This is a genomic window from Paraburkholderia phymatum, assembly GCF_040965635.1.
In the GTDB taxonomy this organism is placed as follows: Bacteria; Pseudomonadota; Gammaproteobacteria; order Burkholderiales; family Burkholderiaceae; genus Paraburkholderia; species Paraburkholderia phymatum_B.
In genome coordinates this window covers 1-15,193 of record NZ_JBFRCH010000030.1, presented here as the reverse complement: position 1 = coordinate 15,193, position 15,193 = coordinate 1, and the positions used below count along the sequence as shown (strand labels likewise).

Below are 15,193 nucleotides of genomic sequence, written 5' to 3'. Positions count from 1 at the left end.
ATGCAACACTGCAGTTGCCGTGACAAGGCGAATTAAGGAGGCGGATTTAGCTTATGCGGCAAGCCGCCTAACTCCGCCCAACGCATATCAACTCGATGCTCATTGAGCACTTGGCGGGCAGCGTGGGGCCGCGCTTGGCGAAACGGCGATTAACGGCCTTTACGGCCGAAGTCACTCATTTCGTGAAACCGCGAAAACTGTCAAGCTTACCATCTCGAAGCTCGTGTCGCAGTAAGGCGCTGGGGTAAGATTCACAGCCGCATTTGACGATTAAACAACGGCGAAACCGAAGAAGATACTGCCTCCGAGCGTCGCTACGGTGCTCAAACGCTGTCATCACCCAGCGGATGCGGCCCTGCTGTGCGTGGGGCGCTGCGCGTCCTACTCGCCAAGCGTGCGCAATCTCGTGTTCCACGTTCGCTTCGCCGCGATTCATAGATTTTTCGCCGCAGCCGCCAAGAAAGAAACACCGCGCATTGGCATTGACCTTGCTTTCAAGGGTCGCCCGGCGCAGTGCATATCGTGCCGGGCGACACATTGTCCATTCCAGCAGGGGGACATCACGATGGCGTTACTGGAACGAGCGGCATGGTATGACATTGCACGTGCCACCAACTGGACTTCAAGCTATGTGGCGGAGTCGGAGCTCTTTCCCGATCTCATGTCTGGGGCACAAGGCATTCCCATGGCGAGCTGGGAAACCTACGACGAGCCATACAAGACGTCATATCCCGAGTATGTGCGCGTGCAGCGCGAGAAAGACGCCGGCGCCTACTCGGTGAAGGGCGCGCTTGAGCGCAGCCGCATGTTCGAGGACGCCGATCCGGGCTGGCTGTCCATTCTGAAGGCGCACTACGGTGCAATTGCGCTCGGCGAATATGCGGCGATGAGCGCGGAGGCCCGAATGGCACGTTTCGGCCGTGCGCCCGGCATGCGCAACATGGCCACCTTCGGCATGCTCGACGAGAACCGTCATGGCCAGTTGCAGCTCTACTTTCCTCACGACTACTGCCCCAAGGATCGCCAGTTCGATTGGGCCCACAAGGCGTACCACACTAACGAGTGGGGTGCGATTGCCGCGCGCAGCGCGTTCGATGATCTGTTCATGTCGCGCAGTGCAATCGAAATCGCGGTCATGCTCACCTTCGCGTTCGAAACGGGTTTTACCAACATGCAGTTTCTCGGCCTCGCGGCCGATGCTGCCGAAGCGGGCGACTTCACCTTTGCAAGCCTGATCTCCAGCATTCAGACTGACGAGTCGCGCCATGCGCAAATCGGCGGCCCCGCATTGCAGATCCTGATCGCCAACGGCCGCAAAGAGCAGGCCCAAAAGCTCGTTGACATCGCCATCGCGCGCGCTTGGCGTCTGTTCTGCCTGCTCACGGGCTCGTCGATGGATTACGCCACGCCGCCCGTGCACCGCAAACAGTCGTTCAAGGAATTCATGCGGGAGTGGATCGTAGGCCAGTTCGAACGCACGCTGATCGACCTCGGACTCGACCTGCCGTGGTACTGGGCGCAGATGATCAACGAGGTCGACTACCAGCACCACGCCTATCAATTGAGTATCTGGTTCTGGCGGCCTACTGTCTGGTGGAATCCTGCTGCCGGCATGACGCCTGAGTGCCGCGACTGGCTCGAAGAAAAATATCCCGGCTGGAACGACACGTTCGGCAAGGCGTGGGACGTCATCATCGATAACCTGCTCGCCGGCAAGCCCGAACTCACTGTTCCGGAGACGCTGCCGATCATCTGCAACATGAGCCAGCTGCCCATTTGCGCGATCCCTGGCAATGGCTGGAATGTGAAGGACTATCCACTCGACTACAACGGCCGCACATATCACTTCAACTCGGAAATCGATCGCTGGGTGTTCCAGCAGGACCCCGTTCGCTACCGCGATCACCTCACGCTCGTCGATCGCTTCTTGGCCGGGCAGATCCAGCCGCCTGACCTGACGGGCGCGTTGAAGTACATGGGGCTCGCACCGGGCGAAATCGGCGACGACGCGCACCACTACGCGTGGGTCGAAACGTACCGCGACAAGCGTTACGAAAAAAAGCCGTGAAGCGGCGATTCAATGGAGGACGACATGGCTCTTTTCCCTGTGATTTCCAATTTTCAGTATGACTTCGTATTGCAGCTCGTGGCCGTGGATACGGACAACTCGATGGACGAGGTCGCCGCCGCAGCGGCTCACCATTCGGTGGGCCGGCGAGTAGCGCCTCGACCGGACAAGGTGATCCGCGTGCGCCGCCAAGACGGCGAGCAGTTCTATCCGCGCGACGCGAAACTCGCCGAGACAGACATCAAGCCGATGGAAACGCTCGAATTCATCTTTTGCGACGACTGAGGCCAGCATGTTGTTCCAGAAAGTTTGCACCCTCGACGACCTGTGGGAAGGCGAGATGACCGAAGTGGAAGTGGATGCCCACGTGATCGTGCTGGTACGCCCCGAAGGCGGCGAGCCGCGCGCCTTTCAGGGCATTTGCCCGCACCAGGACATTCCACTCGTCGAAGGAAAATTCGACGGCCGCGTGCTGATGTGCCGCGCGCATCAGTGGACCTTTGACGCAAGCACCGGCAAAGGCATCAATCCGGGTGACTGCCGTCTCGCCGAATACGCCGTGAGACTCGAAGGCGACGATGTTCTGATTGCGGTCGAAGGCGTCGAACCATTCTTTGCCCATTCCTGAGTCCGCAGGGGAACACAACGTGACCATCGACAACACCGCCGAAGCGTACCGCAACAACCGCGTGGGTCCCGTGCTTCGCGCGAGCAGCATTACAGCCGGCGTCATCGAAGCCGCGCATGTGGACAACCCCGGCAAGGCAATTCGCGTGGACGACAAGCTCGCCTATGTGCGCATCGACGCGGACGGCGAACTGATCCTCCGCCGCGCGACGCTCGAGGAAACACTGGGCCGGCCGTTCAGGATGTCCGAGCTCGAAGTCAATCTCAGCGCGTTTGCGGGCCGCATCGAGACGACCGACGACTATGTGCGCTTTTACTACGAAAAGACGCTTTAGCTGGAGACGAGCATGACGCAACCCGTAGTCCTCAAGCCACTGAAAACCTGGAGCCATCTGGCGGCCCGGCGGCGTAAGCCAAGCGAGTACGAGATCGTCTCGACCAATCTGCACTACACGACCGACAATCCCGATGCGCCGTTCGAGCTGGACCCGAACTTCGAAATGGCGCAATGGTTCAAGCGAAACCGAAATGCATCGCCGCTGACTCATCCCGACTGGAATGCGTTCCGCGATCCGGATGAACTCGTCTACCGCACCTACAACCTGCTCCAGGACGGGCAGGAAACGTATGTCTTCGGGCTGCTGGACCAGTTCTCCGCACGCGGGCACGACACCATGCTCGCACGGACCTGGGCGGGTACGCTCGCGCGCCACTACACGCCCGCGCGCTTCCTGTTCCATGCGCTGCAAATGAGCTCGGCTTATCTGACCCAGATGGCGCCCGCCTCCACGATCTCGAACTGCGCCGCTTACCAGACAGCGGACTCGCTGCGCTGGCTCACGCACACGGCGTATCGCACCAGGGAGCTGTCGCAGACGTTCGGCGACCTCGGCTTCGGCACCGACGAGCGGCACTACTGGGAAAACGATCCGGCATGGCAGGGCTGGCGCAAACTAGTCGAGCACGCACTCACCGCATGGGACTGGGCGGAGAGCTTCGTAGCGCTGAACCTCGTCGCGCGTCCGGCCGTGGAAGAGACGGTCTTGCGAAGCCTCGGCGTGGCGGCGCGGCGCAACGGCGATACGCTGCTCGGCCTCATCACCGATGCGCAGCTGATCGACGCCCAGCGGCATCGGCATTGGGCCGCCGAGCTCGTTCGCATGGCGCTCGAGCAGGAAAGCAACCGCACCGTGCTGACGGCCTGGGTGAGCAAGTGGGAACCGCTCGCCGACGAAGCTATCGCGGCCTGGTGTGCCGCCCTCCCCGACGCACCGTATGCCAGCGCGCGCGCGAAAGCGGCCGCGCGTGAGTTCAGGCGCGCCATCGGTATATGAGTGTTGGCACAAGCCGGCCCATGAAACATCGGAAGCACATAGTGAAACAGCAAATAACGATCGGGGGCGGTGGTGGTTTTTGTCGCAGTAAGGCGGTCTGTTATGCTCAAAGATTGAAGAAGAAGGGTGTGCTCGATAGGGTCTTTCACCGACCGGAGTATTCAGGCCATTTCGGGATCGCCGTAATCGAACCAGTGCATTCGTCGATCGGTCCCAACGGCGCTTGGGTGCTGTTCAAGGAAGGGTGTGGCTGGCGACGTTTCGCCAACCGACGCGAGGTCGCCGGGGGGCTCTGACTCACACCCACGCCGTACCACAGCGGGGACAGGGATATCGAACAGGGCATCAGCGAGGCCGGCAACCCCGCGAGCGCGTACGATGCTCATCGAACTGGCGTGGCCCTGGCTGCGCCTGCAGCCCGACAGCCTTCTGACCCAGTGGTACAGCCGTATAACCGGCGCTTTGCCGGCAACGGCAAACGCATGCGACGGGTGGGCATCGTCGCGTTGGCGCGGCGTCTCGCCATCGCGCTACGGGCTCTACCTGGAGCACGGCTGGATTCCAGCTCGGGCCTCGCTCTGGCCTGCGGCTCGGTGAAGTTCCGGGGCAGTACCGTTCGCCCGGCCCGCAAGGAACACGTGATGATCAAAGGTCGACGCGCCCGCAATCTCCGCAGGTCACCATACCATGGTGAGCGCCGCAAAAGATGGGGCGCCGGTAACGTTTAGGTAGACACGATACTCCCAAGTGCTTTACCGGACTTCAAGATGAGTTGCCCGGCCGCTTACCATCAGCCCACGCGCAGGCGCGAACGCCAGATGCAGGGCTTTCGCGAGCGCGACGCACACAGCAGTTTTCTCGACCTTCGCTCCTATCCGACAGCACTTTGCTTTGCCGCGACACTCGGCGGGAATGCCGGACGCCATCGCACCGAACTGAAGGTGCGTCTGCTCGCACGAAAGGACTGGACGGACGTGAAAAACGGCTCACAGGCACATTAATAGCGAATCCGTACCTTCTCTACATAGATCGAATTGTCTGTCTCAAGTTGACAAAGCCTTCTTTTGCGGCTGCGGCGAGAAATCTTGAGATTGCGGCGGAGCGCACGGGCACATCCACCGGGTAGTGCAAGCGTTCGAGTACCGTAGCGACGCCCTGCAGTGCCTTCTTAGCTTTCGGCATTGTGTGACTTCACAAATGCGGGGGTGAATCACCGCAGCCGCATTACTGCGGCACACCTTCAAGAGTGGAAAGTTCGGCAGTTTGCAGATCTAACGGCGATGAATGACTTCGTCCTTAAAGATCATTAATCGTTTCGTCCAGCGCGTTATTGTGGAATCGCCGCACTGTGCTCATCGAGCGCTTTAGTGCCTGCTTCGGCCAAACGGCTCGCGTATCGAATTGATACGAATTGGGCGGATCTAACCGGTCGTTGCAACACCAGTCAAATTCGCCGCCTTAATCCGCCATCGTCGCGGCAATCCGAGGTGTTGCACATCCAACATTGTCGGATATGCAACATCAGCAATCCCACAAAAGATACTTGGCAGAAGATCCCACAAGCGCGTTTTGGAGGGTGGACGGCCATCAACCAGCCCGATCAACAATGTGTCGGAAGATACCTATCCTGTGTCTCGTGGCGTTGGCGCAACTATTGCATTTGCTGTCGCGGGGCAATCGAAGCGGAAGGTAATGAAGCGTGAACACGAAATCAAACCCTCACGAACCACAGGCAAGACCCGCAAGAAATGACAGTCGACATGTTATCGCGGCGTCTACTGAAGGTGTCGCGCTACGCGTTATTACCGAACCGGCGCTCTGGATCAGCAGTTCCATTCCGTTCCCTGAGCAGGAAGTTGTTTCTTGCGTTGCTGTGCAGCCCGACGAAAGAGTACTTTAAAAAGAAAGTTTATCGAAGGCTCTGTCAGAATGAAGCAGTGCCGCGGCGAGGTCAGTAGCATGGAACACCGACATTAAAGTGACGGTCAGGACGACCTAGTTGAGCATGAACTTTCCGACCGAGTTCAGACGGCAACTCGTTGAACAGTCGTTCGAACCGGGCGCGTCGGTGGCGTTGATCGCGCGCTGCAACGACGTCAATGCGAACCTGTTGTTCAAATGGAGACGGCTTTATCTGGCAGGAGAGTACGGTTTGCCACGCTTCCTGAGGGCGCAACGCCGAAGCGAGCACCGGAGGTGCCGTCGCTGTTGCCTGTGGATGTTGTTGTCGCTAAGGCGGCAGATCATACGCCGTCGGCCCTGCTTAAGGTGCGCGCGGCAAGCGCCGCAAGACGTTGGAGGGAGATCGATACTTAAGTCAGTGTGGCGTACATGCTCACGGAAGACGCGTTTAAGAATATCCGTTATGCTTATTCATGTAGTTGATCTCCGTTTATGTCGGTGCCATTTAGGGAGTATGAGTTTGTCGCAATTGGAAAATGTCCAGTAAGATAGGCAGTGATTGCGAGAACTGCGAGAGCGATAAATAAAAGTTTCATAAAACTTCCACGCGCAGAAGAGAGCTTTATTCCATAAAACGAAATGCGGGCAATACCTTTACTAGTACTGCATGGCGATTCCTCTTTATTCATAGGGCAAGTTAGGCTGTGAGTTGCGGTCTTGGGCCTTGCACGCCGGTGGAGGACCGGGTTACGGTTCTATCGACTGCAGAACGGCGTAGGGTTGTGATCGCGTCATCTAGCGGTTGACGCTTCATGCACGTGATTCTCCTAAGAGAGTCATCAGGCGCGAGATCAATAGCTATACGCGCTGCAGACTTCATCAAGAGGATTGCCCGACACAAGCCTTCCTCCCGTGCTGCGTATTACGGCACAGGCGCTGTTCACGGCTGTCTGCACGGCTCCCTCAATCCACCCACCAGTGAAAGAACAGCCACATCCGGCTAGATAGAGGCCGCTATCAGTTGCCGGATCATTCGCGGTCCTGAACTGGAAGAAGAGGCGCTGCGAATAAACATCCTCGCCTGGATAGTTGAGCTTAAAGGCACCCGACGAGTGCGGGTCAGTCAGCCAGTCATGATGCAGGACATTACGCTCATAGTCACCATCGGCAGGAACTAGATGGCGCGCAAGTTCTGGATGAAATGTGGCAAGGTCGTCGATAAAATACTCGCACCGCTGCCTTTTGTCAGGGACGGTCAGTAGCTTGTGGGCGTCATCTTCCCACGTGTAGCTGAGCAGAACCACCCCTTGACCGTCCGGCTTGTTGGGTTCGTAATCAAGACAATACACCCCTCGAGCAAAACCGTCGGACTGAATGGTGACCGGCAGATCATTTTTGATCCAGAACTTGTCGCGCGTGAGCATGAACAACTTCGATGATCCGGTAAGATGTGATTCCCTGACGGCGCGTGACACGTCGCGATTTAGAAAAGTTTCGTCGTCGGTCAGGCAGTGGACCATTTGCATTGCCCTCGTGTTGCTGGTGACGATCACGCGGTCAAAAGCCAACGACTCGTCTTGATCGGTTATCAGCTTTATCTTTCCATCTTCTTTGTGAATGCGGCCGACGCTACTGAAGCGAACCCGTTCACCGACGGTGCTTTCACCGATCTTTTGTGCGGCAAGTCGCTCGGCTAACGTCGAGATTCCGCAGGAAATGAGGCGCTGATCGTCCAGGTAGCCGTTGATGACCAAGCGCAGTATTTCAGTGAATCCCGCTTGATAAACAGGCAGGAACCCCCCGGATCCGATGCCCAAAGAACCAAACAGTTCAAAGTCGTAGGGCCTCTCCCAACGGACACCTCCTGGAGGGTGAGAACCGGTGAAGATCGCAACGATGGCGGCGTAGAAAGAACTGTCACGAAACACATCTAACCACGCCTGCCATGCTGCACGCGCCTCCTGGAGCCGATGCGACTTCAACATGCTCGTGATTTCTAGCGGCGCAACAAGAGATCTGTCGTTGAGCACGCATCCTTCATGCAAAAATGCTCTCCAGCCTTCGTAAACGACTGCAAATAATGGCGGCGGGGGCTCGCCTGCGAGCCACGTATGACGAGTACCGCGATAATGTAAATCGGTATCGACTATTCCTGGATCCGGGAAAGTCTCTGCCGTGGAAATGCGATGTTTGTTCAGGTAATGGAATAGGCCGGTCGCACTCGGAGGAAAACGCATTGCGCCCATTTCAGCAATAAGATGCGGATACCGCGGATCGAATGACTGCGACCATATTCTTCCTCCAATTCGATCACGGGCTTCAAATAGCGTAACATCGTCCACGCCTGCCCGCATCAGTTCCGTGGCGGCCACTAGACCGCTGATCCCTGCGCCAACGATGGCAACGCGCGGGGAGGAGGTGCGTGGCGACAACGAGCCGATGCTCCCTTCAGACTCGCAACGATCGAGGAAGGGGGCGTAGTCATACAACAGGTCAATAGTTGGTGATGAGATTTGTGAAGATGCGATGCAGTCCTGCATGGATTAACTCCTGTTGCATTGAGTATGCTTTGGAATGGAAGATCGTCGTAAATAGGTGGTGATCGTTGACAGAAGAGATGGATGATCCTTGTTCCGTTTGTAGATGGCTGTATTACTCGTCGGCAACACTAATGCTCAACTTGAATAGCCCGAATACGTACCATATCAAACCGGGCGCGGCCATATCAAACAAATAAAATTGATATTCGTAGCAAGTCAATGCGAGGTATAGCGTGATTAGAAGCACCGGGAATCTCTGCAAAAGTCTCAGCGTTAAGGTAAGTGTGGACTATCCTGAGGCATGCAAGCCGGAGGCGCTGAATGATGAAGATCAAAATGACTTTCTTGCGCTCTGTGCTCGGCTACCGGAAATCGGGCAGCGAACGGAAGTCAATCGCGACGCGAGAAGGCTTTGCTGCGTTCCCTTATTGACAAGGTGATCCTGCATCGCGTCACGCGTGACCGGATCACAATCCGTGTTGTATGGCGAGGTGGCGAAATCACCCAACTGGAAGTTGAACCCCGGGGTGCAAGCCATATCGACGCTCTCCCGGGCGCCGAAACTCAGACCCGTCTGCTTGAACTCGCGCAGCAAGGCCTCGACGATGCGACGATCGCCGCGATACTGACACAGGAGGGACACAGATTGGCACAATGCAGCCATGTGTCAGCAAGTAAGGTACGGGTTATCCGGCAGCGGCTTCGTCTACTGCACGATGCCAGATCAATGCGTGCGCGCCACATCTTTGGATGGGTTGACCATTTGCCGATGTCGCGCAATGCTTCCACAGCGGCGTCATCAAGGTAGAGCGCGACCCCGCATGACAAGCGGTTCCTGTTTCCGGACACCGCAGAGAGCATCGCTGCGCTGCAGGAACTCGAATCAGGCGTGCGGGACCATCTCGCTATCGCCCCGCAAGAAATAGATGAGGGCATCAACATGACTGATCGAAGATGCCATGAGCGCTGGCGATCGTGCGCCGCCGCAGGCAGCGCGTTCGGCGCCGGCTGCAGCTTCACCGTTGGCGCGGTGCGTGTCGTCGCCAACACAACAAGCCCTCGCCACATGCCATGGAAGATGATCGCGCCCATACCATCCGTGATCCGTCGCTCACAAGGCGCTACGGCACGCAAGCCTTCGCAGAGCTCAAGCGCATCGCAAGGCAACATTGCCTCACCAGCATGGACGCGACCGCATGACTCATCGTTCTTTTTAAGCGCCATCGCGCGTTCGATACTGCGTGGGTGGACGCTGACACCGAAACGGTCTGCACTAGCGCAGCCAGAACATGCGCTTGCAGTGGGCTGCCAGCGTGCCGGTGTTGCTCCATGAATCGCATAACTTCGTCTGTGACCTTGTGTGCTGACGTCGGACCACGTGGGCGGGGTAACAGGCCGGCGAGGCCTTCACGCTCGAAGGCCGCTTAGGGCCCTGGTAGTACGTCGGCCACCACAGGCCAAACAAGGCCGCTGGCTCGGCCTTGACCGGGGCGAGGCCGGCGTAGGGAGCCAGATGTGCGGCTGAGGCTAACGGTTTGTGAGCGACTTCAGTGAGGAGTCTGGCGGCGGTCCTGACGCCGACTCCCGGCTCGCTGGTCAGGACCGGCCAAAGAGGGTGTGCGTGCACCAAGCGTTCAACTTCGCTGACAACTTCCTCGCGTTGCTTGCGCAAGGACGCGACCCGCGGCTCAAGGTCGAGTCTGGTTAGTCGGGGCCAGCTTGCGCCTCCTCGCGGTGTATGCTGCGATAGGCGTCGAATAACTCCAAACAAAGTTGTGATAATGCCGCGAGGTTCAGAGCTTGGTCCGCGTGCTCGACCTCTCCTGCGTTCAGTACGTCGTCGATGACCGGAGCAAGATGGCGCAATTGCCGGAACGTCTCGATGTCGAGTTTCATTTCACCTCCTATTGTCTAGCGCTAGAGCGCTCTTGTCCGAGGGACTTCACGACTCGGCTTCTGCTCGATACGCCGTCTACGGCGATCTGGCGGTTTGGCAGCAATAATTTTCGATGTGCGCCGTCAGCAGCGAGCGTTAAGGAAGGTCTTATGTGGACGCCTTCCGAATTGCAAACAATGTTGCGATATTGGCTGGCAGGTAAAGGCAGCACGCTTATGTCCGGCCCCTTTGCGCAGGCCGGTATGACCTGCTGGCCCTAATGGAATTCGCTGGCGAGGTCCTCATCTGCAAATCGAACGCAATATGGTTCATCTTCCTTATCGGGTTTTCCTCGCCCCGGTCCAACCTGTTAGCCATCAGGCAGCACGTGCTTGCGCTCCTTGAGGGAAAATAGAAGTGTCGCGAATCGTTGGGTCGTGAAATCTATGCGGTAGCGCACGGCGGAACCTGATAACCCTGCGGCCTGGTCAGCACCGCCCAGATGGTCCTCGCCAGCTTGTTGGCGACGGCGGCAACCGCCACGTTAAAAAATCTACGCTTGAGCAAGCCGTCAATCCAGGCCGAACGTTTGCCCTGGATGAACACCGAACGGGCACCGTGCATCAGTAGCGTGTGCAAATAGGTGTCGCCGCGCTTGCTCAGGCCCATCTGCCGGACCCGTCCGCCGGTTCCGGTCTGCCGTGGCACGAGACCCAGCCACGCGGCAAACTCGCGACCGGACTTGAACGTGCGTGGGTCGCCAACAGCGGCAACTGTTGCCGTAGCGATCAGAAGTCCAACGCCAGTAATATCACCAACCTTCTGACAGTTCGGGTTATCACGAAACAGGATCGCAAGACGTCTCTCAAGAACGGCGATTTGCCGATCGGTGTCTTGTGCACGAGCCCATTGCTCCCTCAGGCTGTCGATGAGTATGGCCGGCAGCCGTTCAGCGGCGCGTGCAAGCGCGGCAGGGAATGCCTTGCTGAACGCCCGATGGCTCTCAGGCAGTACTTCTCCGAACTCGTACAGCAGGCCGCGCAACGCGTTGGTTTGCATAATGCGGAACTTCATCAACTGCGCACGCACCCGATGTATTGCCAGAACTGTTTGCTGCTCTTCGCTCTTGATGGCGACGAAACGCGCCTCCGGCTGCTGCGCGGCAGTGCAGATTGCTCGCGCATCGGCCGCGTCAGTCTTGTTTCGCAACACAAAGGGCCGCACTGATCGGGCAGATATCAGCTTCGCCTCATGACCAAGGGCTTGCAGTCGTCTGGCCCAGTCATGGGCACTGCCACACGCTTCCATGACAACAATCGAAGGTGCGCGCCTGGCAAAAAACTCGAGCACGTGGGCACGCTTGAGTTTGAACCGTTCGATCTGGCCGCTTCGGGGATCGAGCGCATGAAATTGGAACACCTGCTTGGCGATGTCCATCCCAATGATCGTGAGCTTCATGTCGATTCTCCTCAGAGTACGGTGACGAGTATTTCCACTTTCGCACACATGGATGCTCGAGCCTTATCAATTTCGCTTCGCCATCGTCACGACGGCCCGTTTCCGGGGGAGGCGTCCATACTATCTGCAGAAGTCGTTTTCGTAGCGGTGATCTTCCACACTCATCGCAGTCTGAATGGTGACGGTGCGGAGATCGCCCCGGTGCGGGTACCTGTCAGGGGCTGTGCCGGTGAAACATATCGCCGCACCGGCCCGATCTTAAGCGTTTCGCAAAGCTCTGCACGCCATCCACAGATTGCTCAAAGCGAACAACGTGGTGATCTGGGCAGTATTTTTCATCGAACCACGATGGCGGGTCTTCGCATAGCCGAACTGCCGCTTAATGACGCGAAACGGGTGCTCAACCTTCGCACGGATGCCGGCCTTGAGCCGCTCCATCGTGTATCGCGTCCATAGGATCACTCAGGTCCAGTAGTCTGCGCTTGCCCGATCCCATCGCAACATGCCAACGAGCTGCGTCTGCCTCACAATGCTTTTCGATTCTCTGATACCCGGCGTCAGCGTAGACATCCGTCTCCTTGCCGTGCAGCAACGCCTGGGCAACGGTGATGTCGAGCACATTGGCCGCCGTTCCAATGACTGTATGAACCAGTCCGGAGTCGGCGTCGCATCGTCGTGATCGGGCAAGGCGGTCGTCCGGTTTTGCTCGTCGGATAGTGCGGATCGATCAGCGCAATCAGCTTCGACCAAGGCACAACACGCCGCATCTCACCGAGAAATTCCCTCTTGCGCGCGCGCTTGATTGACAGATCCAGACCAAGACCCAGCTGCGACATCACTCATCTTCTCAACTAATTCGCGCTGCTTCAACGCCAGGACTTTGCAGACCTTCCTATACGTATTCGTCCGCACAACGCTCGGCAGGGCTAGCCTTCGCTGAGCAGCGCTGGCTGCAAGCCGCTGTTGCTATGGTGCCTTGACCGCGTTCACCCCGTTTGTTTGCAGCTTTGGGAACATATACAGATGACAGGAAACCGGATTCTTGCGTGGTGGTGAAGAACCTTGTGCGTGCCAGCTTCAAGCGGTTCCAGCACTCCGACCGGTTTGGGCATCATCATGCCACCAATCAACTCCCCTTCTAATATAAAATTTTGTTTGTGCTATCCCAGTGATTTTTTTAAGGTTCTTCGTAGAAAAGGGTAGAGCGATTTTTGCGAATTGCGTACCCTGATACCCGAATTCAAGAAAGTTTGGGGGGAATTGCTCGATCGCAAGGCGCTGCAGGCGCTGGGCTGCTGGAAAGGCTATGCACGTACGCAGCATTCAACGAGTTGATGGTATCCACCGCCGTGGCGAAGAGCACCGAATGGCCGCGCAGACAGGCGGTATGGCCGCCTCGGACAGCGGCCAATGCCACCTTCGCCTTGAACGCCGCTGAGTGAGTGGGCCGGGGTTCTTTTTGTCATCGTCCGGTTTCCTTTGCCAGCATTATGCCAGGCTCATGTGCCCGATCTGGTACATCGGCACTTCAGTTCCGGTGCCGCGAACGTGCTGTGGTCGCGGATGCCACCTACATCCCGACCGATAAAGGATTTCTCTATCTGGCGGTGGTGATCGACGTGTTCAGCCGCCGCATCGTCGGCTGGGCGGTGTCGAACGATCTGTACACGGAACTCACGTTGCGCGCTCTGGACATGACGCTGCTGCAGCGACGACCCGAGGGGGCGTGATCCATCACTCCGACAGTAAGATAAGAATATCGGTGCCCGTTGTTCCCGGGCGGCCTGACCCGCATAGCGATCGACCGATCGCGTAAGATCTGGTGCCGTAAGTAAGTCATCCTCATTGTAACGGGGCATGCGTGGCCTGGTTCCACTATCGCGACACAGCCTCGCCTCGTGTGTGATGGACAGGTGCTGACCTTAGATCATGCGTGATATGAAGCGCGTGTTGTTTAAGTAGGGGTAAAATATATTTATACCGATCATAAAGGACTAGAAATTAATTTACTATTACGACTCTAACAATTGACGCTAATCAATTTAGTTGGCCAGATGCAAGATTAAAATACGATGGCAGCTTTTAAGCTGCTTGAAAGACGATGTTAGATTTGGATGGCTAATGATTGATCGGATAGCGAAGATGCTGAAGATAGCAGGACACATTGGAACTTTCTGGATTGCTCTAAGTGCAGTCGGGTTCTATGGGTACAGTGGCTCGGACGGTAGCTCACGCACCGATGCCACGCTCGCGTCGTGTGATTCAGGCGTCGATGCCAAGCTCGCGCCATACTATAAGATGGCAATATCTTGGCACGCCTGCAGTTCCGACACTTTTCAGGGTCTCGACAAGGACTTGCTAATTCAGCTATCGAGCACGGCTAGTTGTGCAACGGTAGCCGTGGCCATGATAGGGCGATTCGGTCCTCTTCATTGCTTCAGTCTACCGACACCCCTCCAGCAACCTGACAGTGCCGCCTGAACATCCCGCGCTGGCATTTCCGATCGGCTCGGCGCTCGGCTGGGCCACTTAGATCGTGATGATGAAGCGGATCGGCACGCTATTCGATGGCCCGCGGGGGCTCTCGACGTCGCTGATGACTACGTCGGCCCGCTCGGTCGGCGCGTGCTTGCCGTCACTGAAAAGATCCTCGGCCCCGAGCCGCACTTCTTCGAGGCGGGGCACGTGGTCGAGGCAGCACCCGACCAACGCGATCGAGCACGGCTAGGCGCGTATGTCGAAACCTGGCGTTCGAACATTAATTCTTCGATGTCGCGAAAACTCGCCCGAGACTGAAAAATCCAACGCGCAGCGTTCCGGCTTCTTAATCGACGCATTTTTAGGCAACCACCGCGGCAACGTGACAATGCGCCTGTAAGCGCTGCGCGCTTGGAATCGACTGCCGCCGAATGGGCATTCACTCTATACATCAAGAGAATAAATCGTATGGCTTTACTTCGCATTGCAACGGCGTTGCTGCTGACTGGAGTGATCACCGCGCACACTGCACACGCACAGATGACGCTCAACTTCGTCAACGCCGACATTGATCAGGTGGCCAAGGCGATTGGCGCGGCGACGGGTAAGACGATCATCGTCGACCCGCGCGTGAAGGGGCAGTTGGATCTCGTCTCCGAGAATCCTGTTCCGGAAGATCAGGCGCTGAAGACCTTGCAGTCCGCGTTGCGGATGCAGGGCTTTTCGCTGGTGCAGGATCAAGGCGTGCTGAAGGTCGTGCCCGAAGCGGACGCGAAACTGCAAGGCGTGCCGACCTACGTCGGCAATGCGCCCGCGGCGCGCGGCGATCAGGTTGTCACGCAGGTGTTCCAGCTGAAGAACGAATCGGCGAACAACCTGCTGCCCGTGCTGCGTCCGCTCATCTCGCCGA

At 57.5% G+C, this 15,193-nt stretch carries 11 protein-coding genes and 6 pseudogenes; 10 read left to right on the top strand and 7 right to left on the bottom strand.

Annotated elements, in window-relative coordinates:
- The first annotated feature begins 565 nt into the window (after window positions 1–565).
- From AB4Y32_RS31825 to AB4Y32_RS31795, 8 genes and pseudogenes are all read left to right on the top strand, one after another.
- Window positions 566–2,068, top strand: coding sequence for a toluene monooxygenase (locus AB4Y32_RS31825; RefSeq protein ID WP_342937788.1), 1,503 nt, complete (start codon window positions 566–568; stop codon window positions 2,066–2,068).
- A gap of 24 nt (window positions 2,069–2,092) precedes the next feature.
- On the top strand, window positions 2,093–2,353 hold the full coding sequence (locus AB4Y32_RS31820) for a toluene-4-monooxygenase system B family protein (protein WP_015004451.1): 261 nt from the start codon (window positions 2,093–2,095) through the stop codon (window positions 2,351–2,353).
- 7 nt (window positions 2,354–2,360) lie between these two features.
- Window positions 2,361–2,696, top strand: coding sequence for a Rieske 2Fe-2S domain-containing protein (locus tag AB4Y32_RS31815; protein WP_368725125.1), 336 nt, complete (start codon window positions 2,361–2,363; stop codon window positions 2,694–2,696).
- Window positions 2,697–2,715: 19 nt separating this feature from the next.
- Window positions 2,716–3,030, top strand: a complete 315-nt coding sequence (locus tag AB4Y32_RS31810; protein WP_090872397.1) for an MmoB/DmpM family protein — start codon at window positions 2,716–2,718, stop codon at window positions 3,028–3,030.
- Window positions 3,031–3,042: 12 nt separating this feature from the next.
- Window positions 3,043–4,029 carry an aromatic/alkene monooxygenase hydroxylase subunit beta gene (locus tag AB4Y32_RS31805; protein ID WP_368725124.1) on the top strand — a complete coding sequence of 329 codons (987 nt, stop codon included), beginning with the start codon at window positions 3,043–3,045 and terminating at the stop codon, window positions 4,027–4,029.
- A gap of 203 nt (window positions 4,030–4,232) precedes the next feature.
- Window positions 4,233–4,626 (top strand): annotated as a pseudogene (locus AB4Y32_RS40750) (transposase); the annotation flags it as partial.
- 191 nt (window positions 4,627–4,817) lie between these two features.
- Window positions 4,818–5,030, top strand: a pseudogene (locus tag AB4Y32_RS31800) (IS6 family transposase); the annotation flags it as partial.
- A 1,004-nt stretch (window positions 5,031–6,034) separates the two neighbouring features.
- The gene (locus AB4Y32_RS31795) at window positions 6,035–6,478 is read left to right on the top strand and encodes a transposase (protein WP_368725169.1); all 444 of its coding nucleotides are present in this window, start codon (window positions 6,035–6,037) and stop codon (window positions 6,476–6,478) included.
- A gap of 304 nt (window positions 6,479–6,782) precedes the next feature.
- Here AB4Y32_RS31795 and AB4Y32_RS31790 read toward each other — a convergent pair whose 3' ends face one another.
- The 6 genes and pseudogenes from AB4Y32_RS31790 to AB4Y32_RS31765 all read right to left on the bottom strand — a co-directional run.
- Window positions 6,783–8,471 carry an NAD(P)/FAD-dependent oxidoreductase gene (locus AB4Y32_RS31790; protein ID WP_368725122.1) on the bottom strand — a complete coding sequence of 563 codons (1,689 nt, stop codon included), beginning with the start codon at window positions 8,469–8,471 and terminating at the stop codon, window positions 6,783–6,785.
- Between the two features lie 331 nt (window positions 8,472–8,802).
- Complete coding sequence (locus AB4Y32_RS31785) at window positions 8,803–9,114, bottom strand: hypothetical protein (RefSeq protein WP_368725121.1); 312 nt, start codon at window positions 9,112–9,114, stop codon at window positions 8,803–8,805.
- A gap of 840 nt (window positions 9,115–9,954) precedes the next feature.
- Window positions 9,955–10,149 (bottom strand): annotated as a pseudogene (locus tag AB4Y32_RS31780) (transposase); the annotation flags it as partial.
- Window positions 10,150–10,175: 26 nt separating this feature from the next.
- Window positions 10,176–10,367, bottom strand: coding sequence for a hypothetical protein (locus AB4Y32_RS31775; RefSeq protein ID WP_368725120.1), 192 nt, complete (start codon window positions 10,365–10,367; stop codon window positions 10,176–10,178).
- A gap of 424 nt (window positions 10,368–10,791) precedes the next feature.
- Complete coding sequence (locus tag AB4Y32_RS31770) at window positions 10,792–11,805, bottom strand: IS110 family transposase (RefSeq protein WP_368725119.1); 1,014 nt, start codon at window positions 11,803–11,805, stop codon at window positions 10,792–10,794.
- A gap of 258 nt (window positions 11,806–12,063) precedes the next feature.
- Window positions 12,064–12,472, bottom strand: a pseudogene (locus tag AB4Y32_RS31765) (transposase); the annotation flags it as partial.
- 842 nt (window positions 12,473–13,314) lie between these two features.
- Between AB4Y32_RS31765 and AB4Y32_RS40745 the strand changes: the two are divergent.
- A pseudogene (locus AB4Y32_RS40745) lies at window positions 13,315–13,549 on the top strand (DDE-type integrase/transposase/recombinase); the annotation flags it as partial.
- Between the two features lie 785 nt (window positions 13,550–14,334).
- On the opposite strand, the gene AB4Y32_RS31755 reads toward AB4Y32_RS40745, so the two are convergent.
- Entirely contained in the window at window positions 14,335–14,490 is a 156-nt protein-coding gene (locus AB4Y32_RS31755) for a hypothetical protein (protein WP_368725118.1), read from the bottom strand.
- Between the two features lie 261 nt (window positions 14,491–14,751).
- Between AB4Y32_RS31755 and AB4Y32_RS31750 the strand changes: the two are divergent.
- Window positions 14,752–15,193: pseudogene (locus tag AB4Y32_RS31750) on the top strand (type II secretion system secretin GspD); the annotation flags it as partial.